This is a genomic window from Amycolatopsis sp. NPDC088138 (assembly GCF_044741685.1).
Lineage (GTDB): Bacteria > Actinomycetota > Actinomycetes > Mycobacteriales > Pseudonocardiaceae > Amycolatopsis.
This window is the reverse complement of the sequence record NZ_JBIUTB010000002.1, coordinates 1,393,922-1,410,955: the sequence shown is the minus strand read 5'-3', so window position 1 is coordinate 1,410,955 and position 17,034 is coordinate 1,393,922. Positions and strand designations below refer to the sequence as shown.

Below are 17,034 nucleotides of genomic sequence, written 5' to 3'. Positions count from 1 at the left end.
TTTCGGGAGGGCGCGTGCGCAGGACCATCGACTGGGCGGACGGCGCGATCGTCATCATCGACCAGACCGCGCTGCCCGCCGAGTACAAGCTGCTGGAGCTGCGCACGGTCGGCGAGCTGGTCGACGCGATCAAGCGCCTCGCCGTCCGCGGCGCGCCCGCGCTCGGGGGTGCCGGCGCGCTCGGCGTCGCGCTGGCGGCCCGCCTCGGCGGGGACGTCCGGGCGGAAGCCGAGCTGATCGCCGGCGCCCGCCCCACCGCGGTCAACCTGCGCTGGGGCGTGGAACGCGCGCTGGCCAAACTCGGCCAGGGCGCCGACGCCGTCCTCGCCGAAGCGCAAGCCCTGCTGACCGAAGACGAACAGCTGAACAAGACGGCCTCCGCGCACGCCGCCGAGATCGTGCTGGCCGAGTGCCCGCGCCGGCCGCTGCGGCTGCTCAGCCACTGCAACGCGGGCCGGCTCGCGACCGTCGGGTGGGGCAGCGCGCTCGGCGTCGTCTGGCACCTGCAGGAACGCGGCCTCGTCGAGGAGGTGCTCGTCGACGAGACGCGCCCGCTGCTGCAGGGCGCCCGGTTGACGGCGTGGGAGCTGGCGCAGGCCGGCGTCCCCTACCGCGTCCAGCCGGACGGCGCGGCCGCCGCCGCGATGGCCCGCGGGATGGTCGACTGCGTGCTCGTCGGCGCCGACCGGATCGCGGCCAACGGCGACGTCGCCAACAAGATCGGCACCTACGGCCTGGCGATCGCCGCCGCGCACCACAAGGTGCCGTTCGTCGTCGTCGCGCCGTCGTCCACAGTGGACAGCTCGCTCGCGGACGGCACGGGCATCACCATCGAGGAACGCGACGCCCGCGAGCTCACCGAATACGCCGGGGCCGGCATCACGCCGCCGGGCGCGGAGGTGTTCAACCCCGCGTTCGACGTCACCCCGGCGGCGCTGATCACGGCCGTGGTCACCGAACACGGCCGCTACGAGCCTGCTTAAGGGCGCGGGCCGATCTCGCGGCCGCCGTCGGTCACCAGGATCGCCATGGCCGGGCAGGAGTCGGCCGCGTCGAGCACCGTCTCGTCGCCGTCGACCTCGTCGGTGACCGTGTGCGCCACCGCGCCGTCCAGCGCGAACACCTCGGGCATCAGGGACGCGCACATCCCGGAGCCGATGCAGGTGTGTTCGTCGACCTCAACGTGCCAGCTCATGGTCACCTTCCGAAATCACCAGGCGATCGGCATCGACCGCGGTCCGCGGACGAGCATCTGCGTCTTCCACACGATATCGCCGGCCAGGTGCAGCCCTGGCATCTCGGTGACCAGCGCGCGCAGCGCCTCCTGCAGTTCGAGCCGGGCGAGCGGCGCGCCGAGGCAGTGGTGGACGCCGTGGCCGAAGCCGAGGTGGTGGTTGTCCTCGCGGTCGAACCGCAGCCCCTCCGCGTCGTCGAACTGCAGCCGGTCGCGGTTGGCCGCGCCGACCGCCACCAGCACGGGCTCGCCCGCGCGCACGAGCACCCCGCCGACCTCGATGTCCTCGGTGGCGTACCGCGCGAACCCGGCACCGGCGCCGAGCGGCACGAACCGCAGCAGCTCCTCGACCGCGGCCGGGATCAGCTCGGGGTCGGCGCACAGCCGGTCCCACTGCCCGGGCTGGTCCAGCAGCGCGTAGACGAAGTTGGGGATCTGGCTCGCGGTGGTCTCGTGGCCGGCGACGAGGATGCCGACGCACAGGTCGACCAGCTCCAGCTCGGTCAGCCGGTCCCGCGTGTCGCGGGCCTCGATCAGCGCCGTCATCAGGTCGTCCTGCGGCTGCTCGCGGTGTTCGGCGATCAGGCCGCGCATGTAGTCGCGCAGCTCTTCGCGGTTGCGCTCGAACTCCTCGGGGGTCAGCCCGCTGGTCGACAGCGCGGCGTCACTCCAGACGCGGAACTTCGGCCGGTCGGCGACCGGGACGCCGAGCAGCTCGCAGATCACCGCGACCGGGATCGGCAGCGCGTAGGCGTCGACGAGGTCCGCGGGCGCGCCGGCGGCCTTCATGTCCGCGATCAGCCCGGTGGCGAGCTCGACGACACGCGGCCGCAGCAACTCGACGCGGCGCATGGTGAACGCCTTCGCGACCAGCGTCCGCAGCCGCGTGTGGTCGGGCGGGTCCATCTGCAGGATCCCGCCGTCACGCTGCATCGGCGACCGCCGCGGCGCGTCCTTCTCCTTCTCCATAGCCCGAGAGAAGCGACGGTCCCCGAGCACGAGCCGGGCATCGGCGTACCGGGTGGCCAGCCAAGCGGGTTCGCCATAGGTCATCTTGACCCGCACCAGGCCCTCCCCCTCCCGCGCGGCGGCGTAGGCCTCGTTGAGATCGAGCCCGGCCTCCTCGTTGAACGGGTACGCGAGCGGCTCGGTGTGCGTGGTGGTCATCCGGAACCCCCGTGGTCCTCGTTTGTAAGCAACTGCTTGCAAACGCTACACAGCTTCGAGGCTCACGTCGAGCGCTCTGGTGACCACGCTGCGTAGAGCTCACCCCATCGGCAGAGGCGTGGTCCGTCACTCTCGAAGTGTCATGCCGCGAGGAGGGCCAATGCGGGGAATCGTCATCATCGGCTTGTTCGGCACTGCGGCGGCCTACGTCATGTTGTCGTTGAGCGGCACCAGTTACCTGATCGGCCTGGCAGCGTGCTTGGCCGCGCTGCTTCTCTTCAAGGCGGTCAAGCGCGGCGTCACCATGGGCGGAGGCGGCGGCCATCACAAGAACGCACTCACCCTCGCCTCCGAACTCCTGGGCATCGCCGGGTTCGTCCTGGCCGTCATCACGCTGAAGAACTAGCGGCGGCGAACGCCTCGGAAGCAGCCCCCAGGCCGGCTTCCGAGGCGCCGCCGTACGCCGCCCGCATCCCCCCGAAGCGACCGCCACCGACGATGCCGTGCGCGCCGCCGTTGTCCCAGGTCTGCGCGGTTATCGACCAGTTTTTGTCCAGTGCTCGGCGGAAAGTTTCCGGCCGGGTGTCACCGTGAGCCATTGCCGAGTCACGGAGACCTAGGTTACGGTGACCTAGGTGTGGATCGAGATCCTGCTGCTGTCGAGGCTGGCCCGCGAACCGATGCACGGTTACGAGCTGCGCAAGGCCGTGGAGGCGTCCACCGGCCACACCCTGTCGAACAACTCGCTCTACCCGACCCTGCGGCGCTTCGTCGACGCCGGTGCGGTGAGCCGCAGCGCGGAGGAACAGGAGGCCAAACCGCCGCGGCACGTCTACACCGTCACCGATGTCGGGCGGGAGCTGCTGCACGACATGCTCGCCGACTTCCCGGGCGAACTGGGGCTCAACGAAGCCGAATTCCTGGCCAGGGTGGGGAACTTCGGCTGGCTGCGCGAGGACGAACGCGTGCGCGTGATCGAGGTCCGCGACCGCGCGCTGGCCGCCGAGCGCGAGCGGCTGACGCGGCTGCTCGCCGAGCAGGCCGATCCGTGGAGCCGGGCGACCATGCGGCACGTCTGCGAGCAGTTCGACACCGAACGCGCCTGGCTCTCCGAACTGAAACGAGGAGCGAACTCATGACCACCACCGAAGAGACCCCTCGGCTGCCCTTCGCCCGCGCCAACGCGCTCGCGATCGCGCCCGACTACGAAGCGCTCCGGCAGCAGGCTCCGATCAGCCGCGTGCTCACCCCCGCCGGCGACCCGGCGTGGCTGGTGACCTCGTTCGAGGAGGCCAAGGAAGTCTTCCGCGACAAGCGGTTCGGCCGCTCGCACCCGGCGCCGGAACAGGCGTCGCGGATCTCCCACGCCGCGATCCAGGACGGCCCGAGCGGCGACTTCGACACCGAAGAACAAGAGCACAAGCGGATGCGGCGGATGCTCGCGCCCGCGTTCTCCGCGCCGCGGATGCGCGCCCTCGGCGACCGGATCGACGAGCTGACCACCCGCTGCCTCGACGAGATGCAGGCGGCGCACGACGCCCACCCCGGCGAGCCGGTCAACCTGACCGAGCTGCTCGCGTTCCCGCTGCCGGTGCTGGTGATCTGCGAGCTGCTCGGCGTCCCGTTCGAGGACCGCGGGCACTTCCGGAACCTGTCCGAGCGGATCGCGGTGATGGACGGCGGCGCGGACGCGCAGGCCGCGATGAACGAGTTCAAGGCCTACATGACCGGTCTCGCCGACGCGAAGCGCGCGAACCCGCAGCCCGACGTCATCTCCGACATGGTCGCGGTCCAGGCCGACGACCCGACGTTCACCAACGACGACCTCGCCCGCATGGGCGCCGGGCTGCTGTTCGCCGGCCACGAGACGACGTCCACCCGGATCGCGATGGGCGTGCTGTTCCTGCTCACCGACACCGCCCGCCGCGACCGCTTCGCCGCCGACCCCGACGGCGAGGTGAACCAGACGGTCGAGGAGATCCTCCGGATGACCGCGACCAGCGGCACCGGCCTGCTGCGCTACGCCCACGAGGACGTCGAGATCGCCGGGACCCGGATCATGCGCGGTGACGCCGTGCTCGTCTCCAGCGACGCGGCCAACCGCGACGCCGCGGCGTTCGCCGACCCGGACGAGTTCGACCCGGGCCGCACCCCGAACGTCCACCTCGCCTTCGGCACCGGCGCGCACGTCTGCATCGGCGCCAACCTGGCCCGCACCGAGCTGCGGACGGTCTTCCCGGCCCTGTTCCGCCGCTTCCCGGAGATGCGCCTCGCCGTGGGCCTCGACGACATCGCGGTCCGCGTGAACCGCGTCGCCGGCGGCGTCGACCGCGTCCCCGTCACCTGGTGAGGAGCGCATCGTGAAGATCAGCGTCGACACCGAGAAGTGCGTCTCTTCCGGACAGTGCGTGCTGCTGGCGCCGGAGACGTTCGACCAGAACGAAGAGGACGGCACGGTGGTCCTGCTCGCGGCGGAGCCGCCGGCCGGGGAGCGGGACGCGGCGCGGCAGGCGGAGCTGACCTGCCCGGCCGCGGCGATCCGGCTCGCCGAGGCGTAGGCGCGCCGCACCCGCGTCCGGTTTGCCGGTTAACCTTCACCGGTGACCGAACAGCCGGGCCGGAAGCGGGACGCCGCCGCGACGCGCCTGGCGCTGCTCGACGCCGCCGCGAACCTGTTCGCCGAGCGGGGTTTCGACCGCACCACGGTGCGGGACATCGCGAAGGAGGCCGGCGCCAACCAGTCGCTGCTCTTCCGGTACTTCGGCAGCAAAGAGGCGCTGTTCGAGGCGGTCATCGCGCGCAACACGCGTGAGCAGATCGCCTCGAACTCGCCGGAACGCCTGTTCAGCGCGACCTTGCGCGCCATGCTGGAGCCCGGCAGCGAACGGAACCGCACGCTCGAGACCTACCTGCGGTCGCCGGGCAGCGACAGCGCCGCCGCGGCGATGCGGCAGGAACTGGGCCGCGAATACGCCGCCACGCTGACGGAACTGACCGACGCGCCGGACGCCGAGCTGCGCGCCGACCTCGCGATCGCCTGGCTGCTCGGCATCGGGCTGGTCCGCGAGATCACCGCCAAGGAACCGCTGGCCAGCGCCGACCCGGACGACATCTGCCGTCTCGTGCTCACCGCCACCCGCACGTTGCTGGAGCGCACCGAATAGCCGAGGCCCGTCAGGGCAGCGCGCGCCGCAGCAGCTCGGCCAGGTGCACGGCCTGGCGGCCCGACTCCTGCGCGATCTGCGTCCGGCAGCTGAAGCCGTCGGAGACGACGACCGTGTCGTCCGAGGCCGCGCGGATCGCCGGGAGCATCCGGTCCTCCGCCACCGCCTTCGACACGTCGTAGTGGCCGCGCTCGAAGCCGAAGTTGCCCGCGAGGCCGCAGCACCCCGAATCCAGCGTCGTGTTGCGAACGCCCGCCGCCGCCATGGCCGACTCGTCGGCGCCGAAGCCGAGGACCGCGTGCTGGTGGCAGTGCACCTGGGTGATCGTGTCGACGTCCAGTGCCGCGAACGGGATCGGGGCGCGCTCCAGCAGTTCCGCGAAGGTGGCCGTCCGGGAGGCCAGCAGTTCCGCCCGAGCGTCACCGGGCAGCAGCGCGGGCAGGTCGCCGCGGAACAACGCCGTGCAACTCGGTTCCAGCCCGGCGACCTCGTAACCCGCGTCCAAATAGGGCTGCAGCACGTCCAACGTCCGGCGCAGCACCCGGCGCGCGACGTCGAGCTGGCCGGTCGAGATCCACGTCAGTCCACAACAGACACCACGGTCGGGCAGCACGACGTCGTACCCGGCCGCGGTCAGCACCTCGTGGGCCGCGTCGAGCACCGACGGCGTCAGGTAGTTGTTGAACGAATCCGGCCACAGCACGACCTTCCGCTCGCCGGACGCACTGCGCCGCAGGTCGGCCCGGGCGCGGGTGAACGGCGTCCGCGCGAACTCCGGCAGCGCGCGTTCCGGCGCGATCCCGCCCAGCCGTTTCAGCAGACCGGACAGCACTTTCGAACGTCCCGCCGCGTTCGCCAGCCGCGGCATCCGCCCGCTCACCCGCAGCCACAGCGGCAGCCAGCCCATCGAGTAGTGCGACGCCGGGCGCAGCCGGCGCCGGTAGTGCTGGTGCAGGAACTCGGCCTTGTACGTCGCCATGTCGACGTCCACCGGGCAGTCCGACAGGCATCCCTTGCAGGACAGGCACAGGTCGAGCGCGTCGTGGACCTCCGCGGAGCGCCAGCCGTCCGTGATGACCTCGCCGTTGATCATCTCGGCGAGCAGGTGCGCCCGGCCGCGCGTCGAATGCCGTTCTTCACGGGTGGCGCGGAAACTCGGGCACATCACGCCACCACCGCTGGTGTTGCGGCACTTCCCCACGCCGACGCAGCGCCGCATCGCCTGCCCGAAACTGCCGCGATCCTCGGGGTAGCCGAGCACCGTGACGTCCTCTATGGACAGTGGTGCGGTGCGGACCCGCAGGTTCGCGTCGACCTTGCGCGGCTCGACGAGGATCCCGGGGTTCATCCGCCCGGCGGGGTCGAAGATCGCCTTGAACCGGGCGAAGACGTCGAGCATTTCGGGGCTGTACATCCGGGACAGCAGCTCCGACCGGGCCTGGCCGTCACCGTGTTCGCCGGAGAGCGAGCCGCCGTGGGACGCGACGAGGTCCGCGGCCTCCTCCAGGAACCGCCGGAAGCCGGCGATCCCTTGCGGTGACAGCAGATCGAAGTCCAGGCGCAGGTGCAGGCAGCCCTCGCCGTAGTGGCCGTAGACGACACTCTTGCGCCCGTGCGCGCGCATCAGCTCCTTGAACTCGCGCAGGTACGCGCCGAGCCGCTCGGGCGGGACGGCCGCGTCCTCCCAGCCCGGCCACGCCTCGGCGCCGCCGGCGAGCCGGGTCGCCAGGCCGGCGCCCTCTTCGCGGATCCGCCAGAGCCGCCGCTGCGCCACGGGGTCGTCGAGCACCGCGGACCCGGTCAGCTCCAGCGACGCCGCCAGCGCGCGGGCCCGCCCGGCCGGGTCCTCCCCCGCCAGCTCGACGAACAGCCAGGCTCCGCCCGGCGGCAGGTCGTCCGCGCGCCCCGGCATCATCGCGACGAGCTCGGCGTCGACCCCTTCGACGGTCAGCGGCGACCACGGCAGGATCTGCGGCACGGCGTCGGCCGCGGCGATGTCGGACGGGAACCCCAGCACCGCCAGCACCCGCTGCTTCGGCACCTCGGCGAGCGCGACCGTCGCTTCGAGCACCGTGACGCAGGTGCCTTCCGAGCCGACGAGGGCCTTCGCGACGTCGAACCCGTTCTCCGGCAACAGGTGCTCGAGGCCGTAGCCGGACACCCGGCGGCCCCAGGTCGAGAGTTCCTTGCGCAGCACCGCCAGGTTGTCCCGGACCAGCGCGCGCAGCTCGTCGAAGATCCGGCCTTCGGTCGGCTCGTCCCGCCCCACCCGCAGCCGGGTGCCGTCGTAGAGCAGGACGTCCAGCGAGCGCACGACGTCGACCGTGCGGCCCCAGGCCACCGAGTGCGAGCCGCACGCGTTGTTGCCGATCATCCCGCCGATCGTGCAGCGGCTGTGCGTCGAGGGGTCCGGGCCGAACCGCAGCCCGTGCGGCGCCGCGACGGCCTGCAGGTCGTCCAGCACCGTGCCGGGCAGCACCCGCGCCAGCCGCGCGTCCGGGTCGAGCGAGAGCACCCCGCCGACGTGGCGCGAGGTGTCGATCACCAGCCCGGGCCCGCACGCGTTCCCGGCGACGCTGGTGCCGCCGCCGCGGGCGATCACCGGCAGGTCCCGGGCGCGGGCGGCGGCGACCGCGGCGACGACGTCGTCGACCGTCTCCGGCAGCACGACGCCCCGGGGCACGTGGCGGTAGTTGGAGGCGTCGGTCGTGTACAGCGCGAGCGTGGCGGCGTCGGTGAGGATCTCCACGCCCCCATTCAAGACGATCGGTGGCACGATCCGCTGTGTGACGATCGACCTGCACGCCCACAGCACGGCCTCGGACGGGACGACACCACCGGCTGACCTGCCCCGGCTGGCGGCGCGGGCGGGCCTGACCGTGGTGGCGCTCACGGACCACGACACGCTCGCCGGCCTGGCTCTGGCGACGCCCGCCGCCGCGGAAGTCGGAGTCGAGCTGGTGCCCGGCGTCGAGATCTCCTGCCGCCTCGACGACGCCGAGGTGCACCTGCTCGGCTACTTCGTCGACCCGGTGGACGAGCCGCTGGCCGGCGAGCTGGAGCTGATCCGCACCGACCGCACCCGCCGTGCGGAACGGATGGTCGAGCGCTGCCGCGAGCTGGGCGCGCCGATCACCCTGGCCCAGGTCTCCGCGATCGCGGCGGGCGCCCCGCTAGGCCGCCCGCACGTCGCGGCGGCGCTGGTGGCATCGGGGGTGACGACCGACGCGTTCACGCAGGACTGGATCGCCGACGGCGGCCGCGCGGACGTCCCGAAGCACGTCCTGCCCACGGCGGCCGCGATCGCCCTGGTCCGCGCGGCCGGCGGCACGGCCGTGCTGGCCCACCCGCGCTCGGTGAAGCGCCGGGCGTCAGTGACGGACGCGCAGCTGGCCACGCTGGCCGCGGCCGGGCTCGCCGGGATCGAGGCCGACCACCCGGAGCAGCCACCGGAGGTCCGGCAGCGGCTGCGGGCGGTGGCCGCCGAGCTGGGCCTGCTCACGACGGGCTCGAGCGACTTCCACGGCGACCGCAAGCCGGTCCACCTCGGCGACTTCACGACCACCCCCGAGGTCCTGTCCGCCCTGCGCCCCTAGCGCCATGAAGGGCATCCTCATGGCGCTTGGACCTGGTCTCAAATTAAGGGTGTATCACTGCGTAACCTGCCGGTCCTGGTCGTCGATCGCGGGCAGTCGTGGCGAAGACGACGCAGCAGCGGCGGGTCGAAGACCGGCCTCGGGCTGCGCTACGACCGGACCGAATGCACCACGCCGGCGTTACTCACGCTGGCCTGCACCGTGATCAACGTCCGCCGGCTCATCAAGTTCGGGTCGGCACGGGCCCCGCCACCACGAGGGAGATCGATCTCCTGGAGGAGGCCGCAGCCGCGTTGCCGCCTCTTCAGAGGCGTTCGATGCGGTCGGCCTGCGGGCCCCGGTCGCTCTGACGCACCGCGTACCGGACCCGGTCACCCTTCTGCAGCGGCTCCGACCCCATGATCACGGACGCGTGGGCGAAGAGATCGTCGCCGCCTGCGTCCGGGGTGATGAAGCCGAAGCCGCGGTCGTCGTCGTAGCGCGCGACGACGCCCTCGCCGCCTCGTACGGGCACGTCCCGCGCCGCCGGCCCTGCGGCCGCGGCAGGTGCCGGCCGCTGCGGCGCCGTCTGGGGCTCGGCGCCCCGGACCAGGTGCACGTCGCGGGCCTGCGGGCCCTTGTCCCCACTGGCCACCTCGTAGGCGACGCGGTCGCCCTCCGCGAGCCACGTCAGCCCCTCGGCCAGGGCCCGGGCGTGAACGAAGACGTCCCCGGCGCCGGAGTCGGGGTTGATGAAGCCGAAGCCCTTGTCCTCGTCGTACCAGGCCACCGTGCCGTCGGCACCGTCCGCGATACCGGCCGCAGCGGGTGAGCCGGCCCCTGCTCCCAGCGGGATCACGTGCCCGGCCTGCGGGCCGCGCTCGCCTTCGACGACCAGGAAGGCCACCCGCTGCCCCTCGGCGACCACGCCGCCGGTCACGATGGCGGAGCTGTGCACGAAGACGTCGGCGCCGCCGCCGTCCGGCGACGCGAAGCCGTACCCCTTGCCCGGCTCGTACCAGTTGACGGTGCCGAGCAGGCCCACGGCGCTGCTGGTGGCCGCATCGGCGGTGACGCGAACGCGCAGCGCCTGGGGCCCGCGGTCGTTCTCACCGACCTCGAACACGACGGCCTGACCCTCGCGGAGCACTCTCGCGTCGCCGTCCCCGACGATCTCGGAGGCGTGCACGAACACGTCCGGCGAGCCGTCCTCGGGCGCGAGGAAGCCGAAACCACGTTCGGCGTCGAACCAACGGACGGTCCCTTGCGGCATCAACGGCTCCAGGTCGAGAGGGCGGGCACTGGCCCCCAGTCTCTCTGACAGACCTCCGGTCCGTCGGGCCGGGCCCACCGGCGGGCGGTGCGGAGCCAGGGCGGGCCGTTGGTTCACCCAGCGACACGCCGAGTTTTGAGACCAGGTCTCAAGACCATGAGGGTGCCCCTCACGACCCACGGCTTCAGCCAGTGCCCACCGCGAGCCGGTGCAATTCGCGACCGCCCGAGGCGCTCCCCGCCCTGCGCCGCGGAGCCCAAACGCCCCAATGTGGCCTTCGGTGCGTCACACGCACCCAAGGCCGCCTTGGCGCGCTCGGGGTCAGACCGAGGCGAGGCGGCGCTCGGCCAGTGCGGCCGCCTCAAAAAGCGGAGTGGTCGAGTGAGCCTTCGCGGCCGCCAGGATGTCCGCCACCGTGTCCTCGATCGCCTCCACGCGGGCCAACCCCGCGGCGTGGTCCAGGCCCTCGGCTTCCCGCGAAAGCGTGTAGACGATCCCGCCCGCGCTGGCCACGTAGTCCGGCACCCACAGCACGCCACGAGCGGCGAGGGCGTCCGCGACGGCGTCCTCGGACAGCTGGTTGTTCGCCGGCCCCACCACCAGCGGCGTGTCGAGCCGGGCCACCGTCTCCGGGGTCAGCACGCCGCCCACCGCCGCCGGGATCAGCACGTCCGCCGGCATGGTGAGCGCCTTCTCCGGCGGAACCCACTCGAAGTCGCGCGCCTCGGCACGCTTCGACGGGTCGATGTCCGACACCACCACCGACGCGCCGGACGCCTGCAGGCTCGCGGCCAGGTGGGCGCCGACCGAGCCGTACCCGCTGATCACCACCCGGCGCCCGGCCATCGACCGCGTTCCCGACGCGGCCCGCAGCGCGGCGAGGACGCCGGCCGCGGTCGGGCCGCTGGACGAGCCGGTGCCACCCGCCGCCTCGGGCGTGCAGTACGCGTGGGGCGTGACCTCGCGGAGCACCAGCATGTCGGCCGGGCCGGTGCCGACGTCCGGGCCGGCCAGATACCCGCCGTCGAACGAAGCGATCAGCTCACCGTGGTCGAGCAGGACGTCCCGGCGTTCCTCCGGCGAGAGCACCCGGCCGGGCTCGAGCGCGATGACGCTCTTCGCGCCGCCGAAGGCGAGGCCCGCGACAGCGCACTTCGCGGTCATCGCGGCCGACAGGCGCAGGGCGTCCTCGACGGCCGCCGTCAGGCTCGGATAAGCCTTGAAGCGGCAGCCCCCGACGGCCGGGCCGAGTGCGCTCGAATGGACGGCGACCATCGTCGTGACGCCGGATCGGCGGCCACGTCGGGCGATGAGTTGCTCATGTGCGGTCATAACGTCCGAAGTTAAAGTGAAGATCGGCGATACAGATCCATGGCCGAACTAAATTCGGTGACGACCAGGAGGTCCCGGTGCTGGACGAACTTGATTCGGCGATCGTGCGGCTGCTGCAGGAGGACGCGCGCCAGACCAACCGCGAAATCGCGCGGAAGGTCGGCATCGCGCCCTCGACCTGCCTCGAGCGGATCCGGCTGCTGCGGGAGCGCGGTGTCATCCGCGGCTACCACGCCGACATCGACCTGGCGAGCCTCAACCGCGGCGTCCGCGCCCTGGTCGCGGCGCAGGTGCGGCCGCTGAGCCGGGCGGTGATCGACGCGTTCCAGCAGTCGATCGGCGAACTGCCGGAGGTGCTTTCGGTCTACGTCACAGCGGGCAGCGACGATTTCCTGATCGAAGTCACCGCACCCGACATCGACGGGCTGCACGCGTTCCTCGCCGACCGGCTCGCGATCCGCCGGGAGGTAGTCGGCTTCCGCACTTCGATCATTTTCCGCCACCTCCGCAAGACGACGTTGGAACCCCTGGCCTAAGGGGTACCCGGACATGGCCGGCACGCCACCCCTGAGTACACCCCCTAAATACCCGGATTCGCACGCTGAGAGGCGGAAACTGTCGGTGGCGGGGCGTCTAATGAGCACGACGGGAAGGAGGCGCCGCCATGATCACCGAACTGAACCATCGTGAGCGGGCCACATTGAGAGCCGTGGCAGAGGGCCACGCCGAGATCAGCTGCAGCTGCGAACCCGACCTCTTCATCGACGGCCTGAGCTGCTGCGACCAGTCCACCGTGCACCGGCTGGCCCGCCTGGGCCTGATCGCGCCGGCCCGCCCGGGCAAGTGCGGCGAGCGCGTTCCGGCACTACTCACCGAAGCCGGATCGAACGCTCTGGGTGAAGTTTTCGCGGCCGCCGCGTAATTATTGTTTTGCCATGCAGTGGGGGCACTGCCAGCATCATCCGATGCACGTATTCCTCGAAACCGAGCGGCTGATCCTGCGCCGGTTCACCGAGAACGACGCGGACGCGTTGTACGAGCTCTACAACGACCCCGCGGTGATGAAGTACCTCAATGGGGGCAGTCCCGCGGATCGCACCGAGATCGTCACGCTCGATCTTCCCGCGTTCCTCGGTTACTACGAGCGTTTCCCCGGTTACGGGTTCTGGGCCGCGATCGAGAAGCCGACCGGTGATTTCCTGGGGTGGTTCCACTACCGGCCGCGGCCGGCCGATCCACCGGACGAACCCGAGCTGGGCTACCGGCTGCACCAGTCCGCCTGGGGCAAGGGCTACGGCACCGAAGGCTCGGCCGCGTTGCTCGCGAAGGGCTTCGAGGACCTGGGGGTCAAGCGCGTCACGGCGTTCACCATGACGGTGAACCAGCGTTCGCGGCGCGTGATGGAGAAACTGGGGATGACGTTCGTCCGCACGTACTTCGAGGAGTTCCCGGAGCACGAACGTGCCCCGGGTTCGGAGCACGGCGAGGTCGAATACGCGATCACCCGCGAGCAGTGGGCCAGGGACTCGTGAGTGCCGCCCACCCAGGCGGCACCCACGAGTCCCCGGTGACTCAGCGGTAGGCCTCGAACTCGTAGATCCGGGCCGCGCCGTTGCCGTCGTTGGCCGGGGTGGTGATGTTCAGCTTCACGTACCGCGCCGACCGGGTCGTGATCGGGTGGTACGTGCGGCTGGCCCGCGAGCCGGTCACGGTCGCGACCGACGTCCAGTTCGTGCCGTCGGTCGACGTCTGGATCGTGAACGCGCCGGTGTTCCAGCCCGTGGTCTCACCGCCGAGGCCGGCGTGCTTGACGACGAACGAGGACACGTTCTGCGCCGACCCGAGGTCCACCTGGAGGAACTTCGTGGCGGCCGTGGTGCAGAACTTGCTGTTGTTCGCCAGGCTGCCGTCGACGGCGTTGGCCGCGCCTTCGGACGAGGCGCACGCCGCCGAACCCGTCGCCGCCTTGCCCTGCGCCAGGTTCGTGCCGAGCTCCGGCGCGGCGGCCGGCGGCGTGAACCCGTCGTTGTACGACGGCGGGACGTCCGCCGCGTTCGTGCCCCACGCGCTCGCCGACGAGCCCATCGTGTAGTTCAGCGTCGACGCACCCGCGATGTCGCCGTAGCGGATCCACGACTTCGTCGTCGAAACGCCGTTGACGCTCAGGCTCTGCACGTACTGCGAGCCCTGGCCCGCGCCGCTGCCGTTGATCTGGATCGTGCCGCTCGGGCGGATGATCGAGACCGACGGGAACAGCGGGCCGTGCAGGGCGAGGACGTCCGCGCCCGGGGTCGCCGGGTACATCCCCAGCGCGGCGAAGACGTACCACGCCGAGGTCGCGCCGAGGTCGTCGTTGCCGGGCTCCCCGCCCGCGCCGGTGGTGAACGACTCGTTCATCACGCGCCGCACCGCCGAGCTGGTGCCCTGCGGGTGGGCGGCGTAGTTGTACGCCCACGGCACCCCGTGCTCGGGCTCGTTGCCGATGTAGAAGTACGGCTGGGTGAGGCCGCCGTTGAGCTGCGTGAAGTGGTGGTCCAGCCGCTGGACGGCGGTCTTGCTGCCACCCATCAGGTTGATCACGCCCTGGTAGTTGTAGGGCACCATCCACGTGTACTGCGACGGGTTGCCTTCGGTGTAGCCGCTGTTGCTCGACGGCACGACCGGCCAGGCGAACGTGCCGGTGCTGCCCCGCGGCTGGACGTAGCCGGAGTCGGTCCCGAACACGTTCTGCCACCACTGGGCGCGCTGCATGTACGTGGTGTACTTCGCCGTGTCACCGACGGACTTGGCGAACTGCGCCACCGCGAAGTCCGACGCCGAGTACTCGAGCGAGTCCGACGGGTCCTCGGTGACGTAGTGCCGGCTGACGTACCCGGACTGGCGCCCGCGGATCGACTGCCCCTGCGCGGTGCCGCCGTTGGAGCTCTTGTCCATCAGCGTCAGCGCGGCGGCCGTGTCGAAGCCGCGGACACCGAAGGCGTACATGCTGCCGACGACGATCGGCCCGGGGTCACCGGTCATCACGAAGTGCTCGTTGTTGTTGTGCGACCACTTGGGCAGCAGCCCGCCCTGCTGGCCGTCCAGCACCATCGACTTCGCGATGTCGCTCGCCTCACTGGGTGCAACCAGCCCGATCAGCGCGGCCCAGGACCGGTAGATGTCCCAGCCCGAATAGTTCTGGTAGACGGTGTGGGTCGCCGTGTGGATCGCCTGGTCGAACCCGCGGTACTGGCCGTTGGTGTCGCTGGCGATGTTCGGGTTCTGGAACACGTGGTACAGCGCCGTGTAGAACTTCTGCAGGTCCGCGGCGGCACCCCCGGTCACCTGGACGCGGTTGAGGATGGTGTTCCAGCTCGTGTCGGCCGCGGCGCGGATCCCGGCGAAGTCGAAGCCGGGGTTCTCGGCCGCGAGGTTCGCCTGCGCGTTGGCCAGGCTGACGAACGAGATGCCGACCTTCGCCTGCACCACTGCGTTGCTCGAGGTGTCGAACGTGACGTAGCCGCCGGCGTTCGTGCCGCTGCTGCTCGCGGACCCGGCGTTCACCGTGCCGCCGAGCCAGGTGCCGAAGCCGCTGGGCGCGCGGTCGAACTGGATCACGTAGAAGATCTGGTACGTCTTGGACGAACCGCAGAAGCCGCCACCGGTCGCCGAGCCGGTGAGCTGGCTGCCGCTGATGCTGACGGATCCGGCGCGGTTGCCGGTCGCGCTGCGGCCGGGGTTGACCAGCAGCCGCGCGGTCGTCGTGTTCGGGTAGGTCAGCTTCATGAAGCCGGACCGCTTGGTGGCCGACAGTTCGACGGTCGTGTTGTAGTTGTCCAGCTTGTTCTTGTAGTAGCCGGGCGCGGCCGACTCGTTCGCCTTCGTGTAGCGGCCGGCGTACCCGGTCCAGCCGGTGCCCGGCGACGTGCCGATCGCGCCGGTGATCGGCAGCAGGCCGAGGTCCTCGTTGTTGGGGCAGCCCGCGCCGTTGAAGTGGGTGAGGCTGAACTCCTCGATGCTGGTGTCGCCGTAGCGGTAGCCGGACGGCGACCCGGTCGGGGTGTCCGGGCTGAACTGCGTCATCCCGAACGGCACGACCGCGCCCGGGTACGTGCTGCCGCCGGCCCCGCCGGGCACCGGGTTGGGCGAGTTGCTGTTGTCCGTGCCGATGAAGGGATTCACGTACTGCGTAAGGGCGAGTGCCGCGGCGCCGGCGGGCGGGGCGGGCAGGGCGGCGAGCCCCGCGCCGGCGAGGACCGCGGCGAGCGCCGCTCCCCGAAGCCGTCTCCTGAACCTGGACAGTGGTCCGGACATGAAACCTTCCTCTCCTCGTCACGCAGTCGATGACAACGTTGTCACCTCGCGCCTCGAACCGCACTTTCGTAGCGAAAGCTCGGCTTTTCGGGGCTGGTGAGGCCGATGTGGTGATGGAGGTGGTGCGCGGCCCGCGTCGGGGGCGGGGTGGTGATCCGGGGGTCGGGGAAGGGACATGGTGCCACGGGCGAATACCTCCGCGGTAGCACCGAAAGTCCGAATCACCGTTGTGCGCCAAGCGAATCCGCGAACGGTCAGCCCACTGCCCGGTGGTGGTCCGCAGTCAGGAGCCCGCGGTGACCCAGTGCTCGCCGAGTTCGGTCGCCGTGGCTTCGCCGTTCGTGAGGTCGGCGAGCCAGCCGTGGAACTCCGTGTCCTCATCGGATGCGAGGCCGATCTCGAAGCGCGCGAGCTCGTCGAAGCGGGTCGCGCGCAGGACGTACCGCGACGCGCGCAGGTCGTTCTCCAAGCGGCCGGCGCGGTCGTAGCCGACCGCGACCTCGAACACCTTGAGTCGACGGTGTTCTAGTACGCCTACAACGTCGATCGCTTGTGCGACAGCCTGTCCGTACGCGCGGATGAGCCCGCCCGCGCCGAGCAGCACCCCGCCGAAGTAACGCGCCACGACCGCGACGGTGTCCGTCAACTCGCGGCGGCGCAGCACTTCCAGCATCGGCGTGCCCGCGGTGCCGGCCGGTTCGCCGTCGTCACTGGAACGTTGAGTGCGCCCGTCGGGCCCGAGAACGAAGGCGTGGCAGTGATGCCGGGCACCCGGATCGGCGCGCCTGCGGCCCGCGATGAACTCCCGCGCGGCGTCCTCCGACGTCACCGGAGCGAGCGCGCAGAGGAACCGGGAGCGCTTGATCTCCACCTCGTGGCTGCCCTGTCGAGCCACGGAGAGATAACGATCAGTCATCGGACGGGTTCACCATGTACCCAGCTTGCCACCCCCGGGCTGGGTCGCAACACCCGCATCAGACCACTTGGGACGGACGT

The 17,034-nt window shown here is 71.2% G+C and carries 17 protein-coding genes and 1 pseudogene; 10 read left to right on the top strand and 8 right to left on the bottom strand.

The features are described from left to right. Window positions 1–14 precede the first annotated feature (14 nt). On the top strand, window positions 15–983 hold the full coding sequence (mtnA, locus tag ACIOD2_RS14215; protein WP_400537673.1) for an S-methyl-5-thioribose-1-phosphate isomerase: 969 nt from the start codon (window positions 15–17) through the stop codon (window positions 981–983). Here the strand turns inward: mtnA and ACIOD2_RS14210 are convergent. Continuing rightward, window positions 980–1,195 (bottom strand): ferredoxin, encoded by a 216-nt coding sequence (locus ACIOD2_RS14210; protein ID WP_323334049.1) that lies wholly within the window; start codon window positions 1,193–1,195, stop codon window positions 980–982. The two genes, mtnA and ACIOD2_RS14210, sit on opposite strands and share 4 nt — an antisense overlap. A 15-nt stretch (window positions 1,196–1,210) precedes the next feature. Then, on the bottom strand, window positions 1,211–2,401 hold the full coding sequence (locus tag ACIOD2_RS14205; RefSeq protein WP_400537671.1) for a cytochrome P450: 1,191 nt from the start codon (window positions 2,399–2,401) through the stop codon (window positions 1,211–1,213). Window positions 2,402–2,561: 160 nt separating this feature from the next. Between ACIOD2_RS14205 and ACIOD2_RS14200 the strand changes: the two genes are divergently transcribed. The 5 genes from ACIOD2_RS14200 (at window position 2,562) to ACIOD2_RS14180 (ending at window position 5,565) form a co-directional block, all read left to right on the top strand. Next, the gene (locus ACIOD2_RS14200) at window positions 2,562–2,807 is read left to right on the top strand and encodes a hypothetical protein (RefSeq protein WP_400537669.1); all 246 of its coding nucleotides are present in this window, start codon (window positions 2,562–2,564) and stop codon (window positions 2,805–2,807) included. Window positions 2,808–3,036: 229 nt separating this feature from the next. After that, window positions 3,037–3,540 (top strand): PadR family transcriptional regulator, encoded by a 504-nt coding sequence (locus ACIOD2_RS14195; protein ID WP_400537667.1) that lies wholly within the window; start codon window positions 3,037–3,039, stop codon window positions 3,538–3,540. Beyond that, entirely contained in the window at window positions 3,537–4,751 is a 1,215-nt protein-coding gene (locus tag ACIOD2_RS14190; RefSeq protein ID WP_400537666.1) for a cytochrome P450, read from the top strand. The genes ACIOD2_RS14195 and ACIOD2_RS14190 overlap by 4 nt, the downstream gene beginning before the upstream one ends. Before the next feature lie 10 nt (window positions 4,752–4,761). Next, a complete protein-coding gene (locus tag ACIOD2_RS14185) occupies window positions 4,762–4,959 on the top strand; it encodes a ferredoxin (RefSeq protein ID WP_400537664.1) in 198 nt (65 codons plus the stop codon). A gap of 42 nt (window positions 4,960–5,001) precedes the next feature. After that, a complete protein-coding gene (locus ACIOD2_RS14180) occupies window positions 5,002–5,565 on the top strand; it encodes a TetR family transcriptional regulator (RefSeq protein WP_400537662.1) in 564 nt (187 codons plus the stop codon). A 10-nt stretch (window positions 5,566–5,575) separates the two neighbouring features. Here ACIOD2_RS14180 and ACIOD2_RS14175 read toward each other — a convergent pair whose 3' ends face one another. Then, window positions 5,576–8,314 (bottom strand): FAD-binding and (Fe-S)-binding domain-containing protein, encoded by a 2,739-nt coding sequence (locus ACIOD2_RS14175; RefSeq protein WP_400537660.1) that lies wholly within the window; start codon window positions 8,312–8,314, stop codon window positions 5,576–5,578. Between the two features lie 37 nt (window positions 8,315–8,351). Between ACIOD2_RS14175 and ACIOD2_RS14170 the strand changes: the two genes are divergently transcribed. Further along, on the top strand, window positions 8,352–9,161 hold the full coding sequence (locus ACIOD2_RS14170) for a PHP domain-containing protein (RefSeq protein ID WP_400537658.1): 810 nt from the start codon (window positions 8,352–8,354) through the stop codon (window positions 9,159–9,161). A 304-nt stretch (window positions 9,162–9,465) separates the two neighbouring features. Here ACIOD2_RS14170 and ACIOD2_RS14165 read toward each other — a convergent pair whose 3' ends face one another. From ACIOD2_RS14165 to ACIOD2_RS14155, 3 genes and pseudogenes are all read right to left on the bottom strand, one after another. Further along, the gene (locus ACIOD2_RS14165) at window positions 9,466–10,185 is read right to left on the bottom strand and encodes a cold-shock protein (RefSeq protein WP_400538054.1); all 720 of its coding nucleotides are present in this window, start codon (window positions 10,183–10,185) and stop codon (window positions 9,466–9,468) included. A gap of 30 nt (window positions 10,186–10,215) precedes the next feature. Continuing rightward, a pseudogene (locus ACIOD2_RS14160) lies at window positions 10,216–10,413 on the bottom strand (cold-shock protein); the annotation flags it as partial. Window positions 10,414–10,734: 321 nt separating this feature from the next. After that, entirely contained in the window at window positions 10,735–11,745 is a 1,011-nt protein-coding gene (locus ACIOD2_RS14155) for a Glu/Leu/Phe/Val dehydrogenase dimerization domain-containing protein (protein WP_400537656.1), read from the bottom strand. 80 nt (window positions 11,746–11,825) lie between these two features. Here ACIOD2_RS14155 and ACIOD2_RS14150 point away from each other — a divergent pair, with 80 nt between their 5' ends. The 3 genes from ACIOD2_RS14150 (at window position 11,826) to ACIOD2_RS14140 (ending at window position 13,277) form a co-directional block, all read left to right on the top strand. Continuing rightward, complete coding sequence (locus ACIOD2_RS14150) at window positions 11,826–12,281, top strand: Lrp/AsnC family transcriptional regulator (protein WP_400538052.1); 456 nt, start codon at window positions 11,826–11,828, stop codon at window positions 12,279–12,281. A 128-nt stretch (window positions 12,282–12,409) separates the two neighbouring features. Beyond that, entirely contained in the window at window positions 12,410–12,667 is a 258-nt protein-coding gene (locus tag ACIOD2_RS14145) for a hypothetical protein (RefSeq protein ID WP_400537654.1), read from the top strand. A 43-nt stretch (window positions 12,668–12,710) separates the two neighbouring features. Further along, complete coding sequence (locus ACIOD2_RS14140) at window positions 12,711–13,277, top strand: GNAT family N-acetyltransferase (protein WP_400537652.1); 567 nt, start codon at window positions 12,711–12,713, stop codon at window positions 13,275–13,277. A 40-nt stretch (window positions 13,278–13,317) separates the two neighbouring features. Here the strand turns inward: ACIOD2_RS14140 and ACIOD2_RS14135 are convergent, their stop codons facing one another. Both ACIOD2_RS14135 and ACIOD2_RS14130 read right to left on the bottom strand, forming a co-directional pair. Further along, the gene (locus ACIOD2_RS14135) at window positions 13,318–16,038 is read right to left on the bottom strand and encodes a GH92 family glycosyl hydrolase (RefSeq protein WP_400537650.1); all 2,721 of its coding nucleotides are present in this window, start codon (window positions 16,036–16,038) and stop codon (window positions 13,318–13,320) included. A gap of 283 nt (window positions 16,039–16,321) precedes the next feature. Continuing rightward, window positions 16,322–16,954 (bottom strand): YigZ family protein, encoded by a 633-nt coding sequence (locus ACIOD2_RS14130; protein WP_400537647.1) that lies wholly within the window; start codon window positions 16,952–16,954, stop codon window positions 16,322–16,324. Window positions 16,955–17,034: the final 80 nt, after the last annotated feature.

Coding starts and splice junctions, on each gene's coding strand:
- ACIOD2_RS14210 (WP_323334049.1), bottom strand. CDS start 1,195: ATGAGCTGGCACGTTGAGGTCGACGAACACACCTGCATCGGCTCCGGG.
- ACIOD2_RS14205 (WP_400537671.1), bottom strand. CDS start 2,401: ATGACCACCACGCACACCGAGCCGCTCGCGTACCCGTTCAACGAGGAG.
- ACIOD2_RS14200 (WP_400537669.1), top strand. CDS start 2,562: ATGCGGGGAATCGTCATCATCGGCTTGTTCGGCACTGCGGCGGCCTAC.
- ACIOD2_RS14190 (WP_400537666.1), top strand. CDS start 3,537: ATGACCACCACCGAAGAGACCCCTCGGCTGCCCTTCGCCCGCGCCAAC.
- ACIOD2_RS14155 (WP_400537656.1), bottom strand. CDS start 11,745: ATGACCGCACATGAGCAACTCATCGCCCGACGTGGCCGCCGATCCGGC.
- ACIOD2_RS14145 (WP_400537654.1), top strand. CDS start 12,410: ATGATCACCGAACTGAACCATCGTGAGCGGGCCACATTGAGAGCCGTG.
- ACIOD2_RS14140 (WP_400537652.1), top strand. CDS start 12,711: ATGCACGTATTCCTCGAAACCGAGCGGCTGATCCTGCGCCGGTTCACC.
- ACIOD2_RS14135 (WP_400537650.1), bottom strand. CDS start 16,038: ATGTCCGGACCACTGTCCAGGTTCAGGAGACGGCTTCGGGGAGCGGCG.
- ACIOD2_RS14130 (WP_400537647.1), bottom strand. CDS start 16,954: ATGACTGATCGTTATCTCTCCGTGGCTCGACAGGGCAGCCACGAGGTG.